The organism is Edaphobacter aggregans DSM 19364 (assembly GCF_000745965.1).
Classification (GTDB): Bacteria; Acidobacteriota; Terriglobia; order Terriglobales; family Acidobacteriaceae; genus Edaphobacter; species Edaphobacter aggregans.
Window position 1 is genome coordinate 59,388 of record NZ_KN050788.1, and the last position, 12,455, is coordinate 71,842.

Below are 12,455 nucleotides of genomic sequence, written 5' to 3' on the forward strand. Positions count from 1 at the left end.
CAGGAGGAAACTTGCACCTGCTCGTTATCAACAGCGGATCGTCCTCCATCAAGTTCTCCATCTTCGCCTCCGGCACTCACTCGCCCGGCTCGCTCTACGAGGGTGAGGTTTCCGGAATCGGCTCCGGCCACGCCACCTTCCGTTTTCACGGCTCCGATCGGGATCAACCCTCTCGCACCATCCAAGCCGACGATCCCGTCGAGGCCATCGGCCAGGTCGTCGCCGCAGTCACGCAGCCGGGCATCCCGCAGATCGACGCCGTAGGCTACCGCGTCGTTCACCCCGGCGCAAAGCTCGACAGTCACACTCTCATCACTCCTGAAGTTCTCCACCAGCTCGATCACGCCGTCGCCTTTGCCCCGCTGCACGACCCCTCCGCCATCGAGATCATCCGCGACACCATGGCGAGCTTCCCCACCATCCCGCACTTTGCCTGCTTCGACACCATCTTTCACCACACCATGCCCGAGACCGCCTCGACCTACGCCATCCCGCTCGAGTACCGTCAGCAGGGCGTGCGCCGCTACGGCTTCCACGGCCTCTCCTGCGAGTCCATCGTCACCGAGATGCGCGAGGCCTCCGTCTACCTCCCTCGCCGTATGGTCATCGCGCACCTCGGCAGCGGATCGAGCGTCAGCGCGCTCCTCGACGGCCGCTCCGTCGACACCACCATGGGCCTCACACCCACCGGAGGCGTCGTCATGGGCACGCGTCCCGGCGACCTCGACCCTGGGCTCGTCCTCTACCTCCTCCGCCAGATGCAGGGCGACCGCACCCAGGCCTTCAGAGCCGTCGAGAACCTCCTGAACCACTCCTCCGGGATCGCCGCGCTCTCCGGGCTTCCCAACGACATGCGCTCCACGCGCAAAGCCGCCGCTGAGGGCAACACCAGCGCGCAGCTTGCCATCGACGTCTTCACCCGCAGCGTTCGCAAGGCCATCGGCAGCTTCGCCTTTCTCCTCGGCGGCCTCGACGCCATCGTCTTCACCGGAGGCATCGGCGAACACGACGCCAGATCACGCGCCGAGATCCTCGCCGGCCTCCAGCCCCTTGGAATCATCCTCGACGCCACATTAAATGATGCTGAAAAGTCCGCCCGCCAGAACGAACTCTGGCGAATCTCCGCGTCTAACTCTAGTACAGCAATCTTCCTCATCCCAGCCAAAGAAGACTGGATGATCGCCCGGCATGTTCAATGCATGCTCGGCGACTCATGAACCGCCGCAACCTCCATGACACGTCGAAAGCAGTCGATCGCCCCTCAAGGAGAACACCATGCCGGTATCCACCGCCGCCCCCGAGAAGACCAAGAAACCAGCCGCACTCCCCAGCAACGGTTCCCAAACCTCTGGCGTCCTCACCAAAGACGAACTTCGCAAGATGGACGCCTACTGGCGAGCCTGCAACTATCTCTCGGTCGGCATGCTCTACCTCCAGCAGAACCCACTCCTGCGTCAGCCCCTCAAGCCCGAGCACATCAAGAACCGCCTCCTCGGGCACTGGGGCTCCGATCCCGGCCAGTCGTTCACCTGGGTTCACCTCAACCGCCTCATCAAGAAATACGACCTCGACCTGATCTTCCTCTCTGGTCCCGGACACGGCGCTCCCGCCACGCTCTCCAACTGTTATCTCGAAGGCGTCTACTCCGAGGTCTACCCCGACAAGAGCGAAGACGAAGCCGGAATGCAGAAGTTCTTCAAGCAGTTCTCCTTCCCCGGTGGAATCGGAAGCCACTGTACGCCTGAAACTCCCGGCTCCATCCACGAGGGCGGCGAGCTCGGCTACTCGCTCTCCCACGGCTTCGGCGCGGCCTTCGACAACCCCGACCTCATCGTCACCGTCGTGGTGGGCGATGGCGAAGCCGAGACCGGCCCGCTCGCCACCAGCTGGCACGCCAACAAGTTCCTCAACCCCGTGCGCGACGGCGCCGTTCTTCCTGTCCTCCACCTCAACGGCTACAAGATCGCCAACCCCACCATCCTCGCCCGCATTCCCCACGAGGAGCTCGAAGCCCTCTTCCGGGGCTACGGCTGGACCCCATACTTCGTCGAAGGCGACGACCCCGCCATCATGCACCAGACGATGGCCGAGGTCACCGAGCGCTGCATCAACGAGATTCGCGACATCCAGTCCAGGGCCCGCAGCAAATCCGCAAAGACCGTCGAGCGCCCCCGCTGGCCCATGATCGTCCTCCGCACTCCCAAAGGCTGGACCGGCCCCAAAGAGGTCGAAGGCCACAAGGTCGAAGACTTCTGGCGAGCCCACCAGATTCCCATCCTCGACCCCAAGACCAATCCCAAGAGCCTCAAGCAGCTCGAGCAGTGGATGAAGAGCTACAAGCCCGAAGAGCTCTTCGACAAATCAGGCCGCCTCATCGAAGATCTGCGCGAACTCGCTCCCAAAGGCACCCGACGCATCACCGCCAACCCGCACGCCAACGGCGGCCTCCTGCGCAAGCCACTCGACCTCCCCGACTTCCGCAGTTACGCCATCGACGTTAAGAAGCCCGGACAGGTCGAAGTCTCCTCCACCTTCACCCTCGGCGGCTTCCTCCGCGACGTCATGCGCAATAACATGACCAGCTTCCGCGTCTTCGGCCCCGATGAGACCGCCTCCAACCGCCTCCAGGTCATCTACGAAGCCAGCAAGAAGACCTGGGTCGAACCCATCATCCCCGCCGACGCCGACGGCACCGAGATCTCCCACGACGGCCGCGTCATGGAGATGCTCTCCGAGCACACCCTCGAAGGCTGGTTCGAAGGCTACGTCCTCACCGGCCGCCACGGCTTCCTCTCCTCCTACGAGGCCTTCGTCCACATCATCGACTCCATGTTCAACCAGCACGCTAAGTGGCTCGAGAAGAGCAAGCTCGAGCTCCGCTGGCGCGCCCCCGTCTCCTCCATCAACCTCCTCATCACCTCACTTGTCTGGCGCCAGGACCACAACGGCTTCACCCACCAGGACCCCGGCTTCATCGACGTCGTCTCCAACAAGAGCCCGCACGTCACCCGCATCTACCTTCCTCCCGATGCCAACTGCCTGCTCTCCGTCGCCGACCACTGCCTCCGCAGCACCAACTACGTCAACGTCATCGTCGCCGACAAGGCGCCCCACCTCCAATACCTCACCATGGACGAAGCCATCCGCCACTGCACCAAGGGCATCGGCATCTGGGACTTCGCCTCCACCGACGCCGGCCACGAGCCTGACGTCGTCATCGCCTGCGCTGGCGACATCCCCACCGCCGAAGCCCTCGCCGCCACCGCGATCCTCCGCGAGAATTGCAGCGACCTCAAAATCCGCTTCATCAACGTCGTCGATCTCTTCCGCCTCATGCCCGAGGCCGAACACCCGCACGGCCTCTCCGACCGCGAATTCGACTCACTCTTCACCATCGACAAGCCCGTCATCTTCAACTATCACGCCTACGCCAACCTCATCCACAAGTTCACCTACCGCCGCCGCAACCACGCCAACATCCACGTCCGCGGCTACAAGGAGCAGGGCAACATCAACACGCCGCTCGAGCTCGCCATCGTCAACCAGATCGATCGCTTCGACATCGCCATCGACGTGATTGACCGCGTCCCGCGCCTCCAGGCCACCGCAGCCCATCTCAAAGACTGGCTCAAGGACCAGATCATCGACAGCGTCAACTACGCCCACGAACACGGCATCGATCGCAAAGAGATCACTGACTGGAAGTGGCCCTTCTAGATTCCTTCCTCACTGTCAAAACGCAAAGCCACACCCGCAGGCAAGGGGTGAGGCTTCTTCGTCCCTGAGAATTATGCAGATACAGCGAGAAGATCTCTTTAAAGCAGGCTGCATGTTGAAGGCCCCGCAAGCGCCCTAAGGCCAGCCGCTCCATTGCAATCGCCGATCGAAGATCCCTAAGGAACAGCTGCACGCAGCGCCATAGCTCTCTCCCGATCGTCGCCCTACGCGCGATAAAGACCAATGTCGAAAACATTCGGTTCTGTCGGTATTTCGACGGAGACCCTGACGCGTTCCAAACATTCTAAGACCTCCACGGAACAACGCTTCTGAAATCAGTTGCATTTGCAGATTTCGTTTTTGGCAACGCAAATGCACTATTGAAGGCTATCGAAGAGCTAAAGCAGCCTTCGAGACCGAAGGAGGACAAAATGCGATCTGAACTGATTTTCGGCGCAATAACCCACGTTTCAAATCGTTACCTGCTTATCAAACTTGCCGCTAAGGCAACCCGCAAATTTCACAGGCCAAACACTCGCATTCAGGACACGACGAACGATGTGCTTATGTACTTCAGCCGGTCGAGCCCGATATCCACCGTGTGATAAACCCCGCAACCGGCAGCCATTCGGTTGCACTGCGCAAGCTACAAGAAAGAGGATGAATATGTTGGACCCCACTCACATCTTTGACGAGAAAGCTACAAGCTACGCAACCGGAGCGGACTTCTGGAATGTCTTGACTGACGAGATGAACAGCCTGTACCTGTTGTCGTTTCTCCTCACCGCTGACCTCGATAAAGCCGGGCAGTGCCTTTTCAGCGGGATGGGAGAATATGAAGAGGAGATCGGTGTCTTCATGGCTCGGGCACGAGCGCGGGCTCGACGCACGATTCTCAAGCATGCGATCTGGATGATCACGCCTGCACCGGAGCGTGCAGATGAGTTTTCGTTCACTCCTTTCAGACCATCCGCAGCATCTGGCGCAATCAATCTCTTTGAAGCGATTCTTGGACTCAATGCGTTCGAGCGCTTTGTCTATGTGATGTCGGTTCTCGAAAAGCAGTCCGATGACGAATGCTCGACTCTCTTGAGATGCTCGCGGCGGGATGTCATCGTTGCACGCGCACTGGCACTCGAACGGCTGGCAACCGCATACAATACCTACAATCAACCTGTTGAGGCCGTGGGGGCCTGGCCAGCAATGTTCGCGAGTCATTGCGCCTGACGTGCAAATCACCTTCCGCGCGGACGAATGGGATTCACATTCAATTGAAGTCTTTACACCGCCACCAGACTCTTGATGGAATCCCCAGTTTCGCCAGCCAGTGCAAAGAATCAGAATTGATGGGCGCTATCGTCGGCGTCCCTGCGTTGGGAATAGGAAACATCGTACTCCCTGGAACCCGATCTCGGAGGTTCCCGTCGGCAGGACACTAAGACGAGCTATAGGCAATAATCAGCAATCAGCGGTAGCCTTGATCCCGCAGGCACTGTCTGAATTGGCTCTGAGAACCAGCCTTGATCTGTGCGCATTAAGCTCTTGGCCTATCATCCGCCTAAGCTTGGCGCGTGCACGGGATACTTGAGCCCTGACCGTTACGTCTGACACTCCCAGGATGTGCGCTGCTTCGCTTATGGTCATCCCATCCAGTTCACGCAACTGGAATGCCCTGCGCAACGAAGGAGGAAGTTTCGCTACGTGTCGCGTGAGATGTCCAAACAATTCCGACTTCATATAATCAGCTTCTGGACCTGGCTTGCCGTCTGCCAATCGTTCTGACAGGGAATAGCCCTGCTCCTCATCCCGAAAACGCTCATCAAGCGGTGTATGGATCTGACCTCGCCGTCTGCGCAACTTCGTCAGCGCAGCGTTGATAACGATGGTGGTCAACCAGGTCGACATCTTCGAGCGCCCCTTGAATTGCCCTAAATGCCTGCATGCGGACAGCAGTGCATCCTGGACCGCATCCTCGGCATCGGCAGCATTCCCCAGGTATCGATAAGCCCTTCTGTAAAACGACGGCATGCTCCGGGCAAGAACGTCCTGCATCTCTTGAATTTCCTGTTCAAAAATGCAGACATCGAGACGCTGCCCGCTTGCGATATTTGACCCTGTCTCTTGCATGTTGCTGTCACCTCTCGGTTCCACTGCGATATGCACGCCGACAGCCAACCAATCGTCGGATGAATTAGTGGCGCCTTTTCAGTGGTATACGTGAGCCGATGAGTTGACGATGACCTCATTCAACTCCGAACATAGCGTCATGGAATCGACAGGTGTCCGAATTTCGACGGGACGATCTCTCTATTACCACCGAGCAGAGAATGAACATCTGAAACGTCCTCTGCCAAAAAACCAGACAGAACTGGCATGGGACTTCGGATCAGCCGATCCAGCGTGGAACGAAAGGCGGCGCCTGTGGGTCACCGGCAAATCCCCACGCGGCGCGACTTGGCGCGACTTATTGTTTCACTTTACCCATTCAACTCGAAGCAAATGAATGAGCCGGAAGGCCCCATGGCCCTTCTTCATTGGAGCGATGCCGAAGCCCGCCTATCCATGGCCGTATAAAGGGGCACCTATACCAAAGAATAATGGTGCCATTGGTCGTGTTCTATTACACTTTCGGCATGGCTATGCAAGGGAAGACGAAACTCGTGGCGATTGTCGATGACGATCATTCGATACGCGGCGCGGTGGAGGGTCTCCTGAAAGCAGCCGGAGTGCAGTCGCAAGCGTTTGCATCGGCAGAGGACTTTCTCAAGTCCGGCCAACAACATCACACTGCCTGCCTGATCGCGGATATCCGCATGCCAGGAATCTCCGGTCTTGAATTGCAGGAAAGGCTGAATGCTGAGCATTGCAGAATTCCAACCATCTTCATCACAGCGCACGGCGACGCACAAATGCGGATGCGAGCGTTGAGAGCTGGAGCCGTGGAATTTCTCGCAAAGCCATTCGACGATGAAGCCCTGATCGAAACTGTTCGAGCTGCTCTGGAGAGTTGAGCCCGATAAGGAGCATGCACCGGGCCGAGGAGGTAACGTGAGAGCTTTCGGAAATATCGAAGCTGGCGACCAGACCTCTCCGGAGCGAAGGTTCCAGCAACTCATAGGCAACAGCCCGGCTTTGGAGGCAGTGCTCGAACAAGTCGAACGCGTCGCCCCTACGGATTCCACCGTCCTGATCCAGGGTGAAACGGGTACCGGCAAGGAGCTGATAGCGCGAGCGATTCACAATATCAGTTCGCGGTGCGGTCGCTCATTCGTAAAACTGAATTGCGCTGCAATTCCGCTCGATCTACTGGAGAGTGAGCTTTTTGGCCACGAGAAGGGCGCCTTTACCGGAGCCATCGCGCAAAGAATTGGTCGTTTCGACCTCGCCAATAAAGGAACTCTCTTCCTGGACGAAGTGGGCGATATTCCGTTGGCGCTGCAGCCTAAACTGCTGCGCGTGCTGCAGGAACAGGAGTTCGAGCGTTTGGGCAGCACGCAGACTCACCACGTCGACGTTCGCCTGGTGGCCGCAACGAATCGCGACCTGACGGACATGGTGCAACGGTGCGAGTTTCGCAGTGACCTCTACTATCGTCTCAACGTATTTCCAATCTCACTGCCGCCCCTGCGGGCGCGCCGCGAAGACATTCCCGCCCTGGTAAATCACTTCGTCGAGATCTTCTGCCGCCGGATGGGTAAACAGATCGAACATATTCCTCCGGAGACAATGTTTGCTCTCCGCTCGTACTCGTGGCCGGGGAACGTCCGCGAGTTGCAGAATCTGATCGAACGGGCCGTGATCCTTTCTAACCTTGGAGTACTAATCAATCCTCTGCCCGCAGCACCTAAGGATCCCCTCGTATTCCCTGCTACAACTACCATGAAAGACTCCGAACGCTCCTTGATTCTGAGGACGCTCGAAGCAGTTGGCTGGGTGATCGGCGGCCCAAAAGGCGCAGCGACCAAACTAGGCTTGAAGCGCACGACTCTGATCTGCAAGATGCAGAAGCTGGGCATCTTCCGGCCGGGCGCCGAGGGGAGAATATTATGAATCCAATGCCGGAGTCGGTTTCCCTTTCTGGATAGTTCCCGTGGCAAAGCCCTCGCGAATCTTCCACGACGTGTGCGCGTATTGACTGACATCGAGCGAGGGATCAAGGCCAAAAGCTCAACCCCACCACGCCGGCAGAACGGTCAACCAGAGTATCGCCCGCTGCGCTATTTCCATACGACGAGTACATCATAATCCGATCCGCCACCCCGGAAGATTAGCTCTGAAAACTGGTTGCTGTTACCGTTCTGAAGCGCTCCATTACGGGCCTGCGCAATGCTTCGCCTCGAATGCTCCCCAGGCCAATGTGATAGCCAGCCGGTACTACTAGCTCAGTTCAACTCCGAACATACTGCGATTCCGCCGGCGCCTGGTAGCTGACGCCGAGGTGTGGCGTCTCCAGCCTTTGGTTCAGCCGGTGTCGTGAGTTCAGGCAGGCCTCCAGCATCCCCGTGGTCAGCAGAGTACGCCGAACGGGATACGGCGTCTTTCGCTCCTGATACATCTGGTCGATCTTCGCCGTGAGGCAGGCCGAGTACGTCTCGTTCGGAGCCACCGGCATGAAGAACTGCGTGGACACAATCTCTTGGCCCGCGAGACGCGCGGAGATGTTGAAATCGCGAATCGCTCCGTTCAGCATCAGCAGCGTCCCCTTGGTCCCGTCCGTGTACTCGATGCAATAAGCAGCGGGATCTTTGACCAGCTGCGGCAGAACGCCGTCGCCGACAAGATCCTGTGGACGGCCATCCAGCAACGACAGACCCAAGGGCGTATCGCTGCGCGAGAGCGCCGAGCTCAGCAGCTCTTTGGACCAGCGCCACGCCTGCCCGGCGGCCCACACCTCATCCCCCTCAAGCAGCTGCACCGACTTCACTCCGCTCTCGCCACCCTTGCGGCGCTCCAGCATGCACTGCATGGCTTCGAGCGCGTCAAAGTCCGTGCCATCAAACCCTCCCACCCCGACCATCACCGCCTCCTCGACCCGCGCGCCCAGCGGAACGTCCACGTCAGGCAGCCGCCACGTAACGGGCATCGACGATCCAGCCATCAGCGGAAACTTCAGTCGCTCAGCAGTCTTCACCATCCTCTCTGCCTCGGAGAAGCTGAAGGAGAGCTGCTTGTGGTTGAAGTAGGGAATCGAGTGCTTCTCCGTCTCGAAGACCTGCGCACACTGCTCGAAGAAGTCGTAGCGCGGCAGCAGAACCTGCCCCCTGTCGTTCGTGGGATAGGGAAAGTCGTTGCACTGTTCAACGATCGCGAGAACCGCATCGACGGCAATCCTATCGCCTCCGCAACGCAGTGCTTCAGGAATGTTGTGGCACAGGCGAAAGCCGAACTGCTGTGCGCGCGCCTGGCTCAGATCGCTACTAAGTCCCTGTTCTTCCGACGAAGGCGCCATCGGCTCCCAGCGCTCTTCGGGAGTCCGCTTGGCGTCTGCAGGCGAACTCGAAGCTGCCGGCGGCCTCGGCTGCTGGCGTCGTGACCTTCCGGTGATGGCCAGCTGGAACTCATTCGGAGCCGCGCTGGCTCTGCGAATCCGCTCGTCGACATAAACCGAGACCACCTTCACATTCGGCATACGCCAGTCGCCCTCATAAAGAAAGCCAACGAGAAAGCGGTCGGCGATCGTCTGCATGTTCGAACCACGACGATAGGTGCTCCCCAGAATCGCGAGACGGATCGGCTGCTGCCCCGATTGCGTCTGGCCCAAGGCAGAGCGCAGCAACGGCGGGTACGCCAGCATGGAGGAGGACAGCGCGGAATAGCCTACAAAACGGCGACGTGTGAGCATTAGCTCCTCCAGAAGGTGGACTTGGGATTAGGCTGGTAGATCACAGCCGCGAGGTTCGGGGTTTCCAGGCGTTGCCCCTTCTTATCACTCTCGACGCCCGCAATCAGCAGCCCGCTGGTCATCAATGTCCGCTCAATCGGATACTGCGCCTTGCCCGTCAGAAACATCTCTTCGGCGTTGTAGACCAGCGGGCTGAAGAAGCTCGCCAGCGTCGTGCGACCGTCCGGCATCGGCAGATACATCTGCGTGGAGAAGGGCTTCGCCTGGCCCTCGATCGTCGCAGCGAACGTGAAGTCACGCACCATTCCATTCATCAGGATCATCGTGCTCATCAAGCCGTCGCGATGCCGATAGTGATAAGCCACCGGATCAGGCACCATAGCCTTCATCTGTTCGATCGTCGGAAAGATGTCCGTGAAGTTCGGATCGCCAGGTCTCAACGTAGCGCTTCGGCTCAGCGCGGCCTTCACTAACGCCTGCGACCAGACGCCATCCTGATAGGCCTTCCAGAACCTTTCGCCGCGGTAGGTCTCGATCCACTCCACACCGCTCTCTCCGCCCTTGCGCCGCTCCACCATGCACTGGATCGTCTCCAGGCCGTGAAAGTCGTAGCTGGTCATCCCTCCATAGCCAACCGAGACGGCCTCCTTCGCGACAGCACCCAAGGGGAACTCAACCGACGGAACTCTCCACGTGACTGCGAGGCTCGAGCCGCCCTGCAGCGGAAAGTTCAGCTCGTGCGAGACGTCCACCATCTTCTTCGACCAGTCCCAGTTCCACGAGAGCTCTTTGTCGTTGAAGTAAGGAACCGAGCGCCCGCTGGCGCGGAAGACCTTCATGATCTGCTCGAAGAACTCGTAGTGTGGCCGCATCATGATGCCATTCGGGCTCAGCGGATAAACGCCGTGCTCCGCCACCACGACAACTCCGTCAACAGCCAGCTTGCCCGTCCCGAGCGTCAGAGCCTCTTCGATCGTCGAGCAGAGCTTCATCCCCGGATGCCGGTCGGCACGCTCCTGGAACAAGTCGCCTTCGCCGTGCTGATCGACGTACAGCGTCACCACGTCCATCGCAGGCTGGTGATAGGTCCCGTTCCAACCGTAGCCATCGAGGAATCGGTCGATGACATGCTGCGGATGAAGATACTTCTTGTACGAGGTGACGATGCCCGCAAGCCGCGGACGTTTGGCAGTTGTTCCGTTGGGAACCATGGCAATCCTTGACGATCGTTATTTCACGGCGATCTGCGATGGCGAAATCTTACCTATCGAAGTCGTTTTTTCTATAGGTCAAATGTCTTGTCTGCCTCTGGGATAGCTTCGAACGCTGCGATATACTTCCCCCGCGGCTCACTCGCCTATGAAGCTTCCCTCAACCAGAATCCCTTTTGCCCACGGAGAAGTTCTTTGCTGACCCGTCGCCGATTCCTCGGTTACAGCGCACTGGCCGGCGCGTTCGATCCTTTAGAGTGGGCTCAAAATACCTCGCAGTCGTCTGCCACCGATCAAGCGCCCCCGCATATCTCAGCGCGAGCGCTCGAGATCCACCGCCGCGCCTTCATCTTTGACGCCCACGTCCATGCCCTCGACCGCGAGTTCTACCACGGCGGCAGCATGGGCACGCGGTACACCGACGGACAGTGGGACCTGCCACGAGCCCGCGAAGGCGGAGAAGGCGCCTTCTTTCTCTCCATCTACATCCCCGAGGAGTACTACCCCAGCAGGTTCGAAACCAGGCAGACACTGCGCCGCGTCGATCACGCGCTCCGCCAGCTCGACGAGAATCGCAACCTGGTCGAGCTGGCGCTCAACGCTGAGGACGTAGAGCGCATCCGTGCCCAAGGCAAGATGGCTGTGGTGCTCGATATTGAAGGCAGCTACGATCTCGACGGCGACCTGGGAATTCTGCGCGACCTCCACCGCATGGGCCTGCGCTCCGCACAGATCTCGGCGCACAACTGGAACCAGAACTACGCCGACTCATGTTGCTCGACGCCGCAGTGGAACGGCATCACGGCCCATGGGCGCGATCTCATCCGGGAGATGAATCGCCTCGGCATGATGATCAACGTCTCCCACTCCTCCGACGAGACCATCTCCCAGGTCATCGACGTCAGTGACGTCCCCGTCATCGCAACCCACCACGGTCTGCGCAGTGTGAACAACATTCCCAGGAACATGCCCGATGCCCTGCTGAAGAAGCTGGCAGCAAAGGGCGGCATCATGGGTTTCCAGATCGGCAGCGAGTTCAGCTACCCCAAAGAGTACGAGTGGATCACGGCGCAGCGAGGCAAAACATTCTTCGACACCGCCAGCATTCCCGACCGCGTCAAGGGCAAGACGATCTATGAGGTAGACCAGCTGGTGGCGCCGCAGTTCCCCATGCTCGGTGCCCGCGTGCCGGACTCCGTCATGATGGCGGTCGACGACTGGGTTGGCGTAGTCGACAGGGCGATCCAGATCGTCGGAGAGGATCACGTCGCGCTCGGCACCGACTTCGATGGTGGCCCCACACTCGCCCGCGGCATGCGCGATGTACGCGACCTCCCCATGGTCACCGACGCCATGCTGCGCCGCGGCTATTCAGAAGAGCGCATCCAGAAGTTCTGGGGCGGCAACCTGCTGCGCTTCTTCCACCAGATCAGCCAGCAGCGCGCCTGAGCCTACGACGACGAGTCGTCGTCATGTGCTTCCCAGCACGCTCGCCCGGGCTGACATACCGACTGATGGACGAAGTGATCGTCCGGGCCGGCCTTGCTCATGGTCTTCAGGCACCAGTACGTCGCCGTCGCTCCCATCAGCTCTGCATGGTCCTCATGAAACTCACCGAAGGCGGCATACGAAGACTTGCTGCGGAGTGAGGCACAACGAAGTGGTACGAGGGATGTCGTCATATC

Annotated in this window: 10 protein-coding genes; 6 read left to right on the forward strand and 4 right to left on the reverse strand. The window is 59.3% G+C overall.

Features of this window, described 5'->3' with window-relative positions; genetic code table 11:
• Positions 1-11 precede the first annotated feature (11 nt).
• From Q363_RS32010 to Q363_RS32025, 3 genes are all read left to right on the forward strand, one after another.
• The gene (locus tag Q363_RS32010) at positions 12-1,217 is read left to right on the forward strand and encodes an acetate/propionate family kinase (protein WP_035358868.1); all 1,206 of its coding nucleotides are present in this window, start codon (positions 12-14) and stop codon (positions 1,215-1,217) included.
• A gap of 58 nt (positions 1,218-1,275) precedes the next feature.
• Positions 1,276-3,717, forward strand: a complete 2,442-nt coding sequence (locus tag Q363_RS32015; protein WP_084080986.1) for a phosphoketolase family protein — start codon at positions 1,276-1,278, stop codon at positions 3,715-3,717.
• Positions 3,718-4,455: 738 nt separating this feature from the next.
• On the forward strand, positions 4,456-4,944 hold the full coding sequence (locus Q363_RS32025; protein WP_245632613.1) for a hypothetical protein: 489 nt from the start codon (positions 4,456-4,458) through the stop codon (positions 4,942-4,944).
• 231 nt (positions 4,945-5,175) lie between these two features.
• Here the strand turns inward: Q363_RS32025 and Q363_RS37190 are convergent, their stop codons facing one another.
• Positions 5,176-5,844: an RNA polymerase sigma factor gene (locus Q363_RS37190; RefSeq protein WP_051979635.1), complete on the reverse strand. Its 669-nt coding sequence runs from the start codon at positions 5,842-5,844 to the stop codon at positions 5,176-5,178.
• 485 nt (positions 5,845-6,329) lie between these two features.
• Here Q363_RS37190 and Q363_RS32035 point away from each other — a divergent pair, with 485 nt between their 5' ends.
• The gene (locus Q363_RS32035) at positions 6,330-6,728 is read left to right on the forward strand and encodes a response regulator transcription factor (protein WP_245632639.1); all 399 of its coding nucleotides are present in this window, start codon (positions 6,330-6,332) and stop codon (positions 6,726-6,728) included.
• 37 nt (positions 6,729-6,765) lie between these two features.
• Positions 6,766-7,767, forward strand: coding sequence for a sigma-54 interaction domain-containing protein (locus Q363_RS32040; protein WP_051979636.1), 1,002 nt, complete (start codon positions 6,766-6,768; stop codon positions 7,765-7,767).
• A gap of 337 nt (positions 7,768-8,104) precedes the next feature.
• On the opposite strand, the gene Q363_RS32045 is transcribed toward Q363_RS32040, so the two are convergent.
• On the reverse strand, positions 8,105-9,559 hold the full coding sequence (locus Q363_RS32045) for a hypothetical protein (protein WP_035358872.1): 1,455 nt from the start codon (positions 9,557-9,559) through the stop codon (positions 8,105-8,107).
• Positions 9,559-10,770, reverse strand: a complete 1,212-nt coding sequence (locus tag Q363_RS32050; RefSeq protein ID WP_035358873.1) for a hypothetical protein — start codon at positions 10,768-10,770, stop codon at positions 9,559-9,561. Before Q363_RS32050 ends, Q363_RS32045 begins: the two co-directional genes overlap by 1 nt.
• A 195-nt stretch (positions 10,771-10,965) precedes the next feature.
• On the opposite strand from Q363_RS32050, the gene Q363_RS32055 reads away from it, so the two are divergent.
• Positions 10,966-12,219 (forward strand): dipeptidase, encoded by a 1,254-nt coding sequence (locus tag Q363_RS32055; RefSeq protein WP_035358875.1) that lies wholly within the window; start codon positions 10,966-10,968, stop codon positions 12,217-12,219.
• Positions 12,220-12,221: 2 nt separating this feature from the next.
• On the opposite strand, the gene Q363_RS32060 is transcribed toward Q363_RS32055, so the two are convergent.
• Positions 12,222-12,452 (reverse strand): hypothetical protein, encoded by a 231-nt coding sequence (locus tag Q363_RS32060; protein ID WP_035358877.1) that lies wholly within the window; start codon positions 12,450-12,452, stop codon positions 12,222-12,224.
• Positions 12,453-12,455 lie beyond the last annotated feature (3 nt).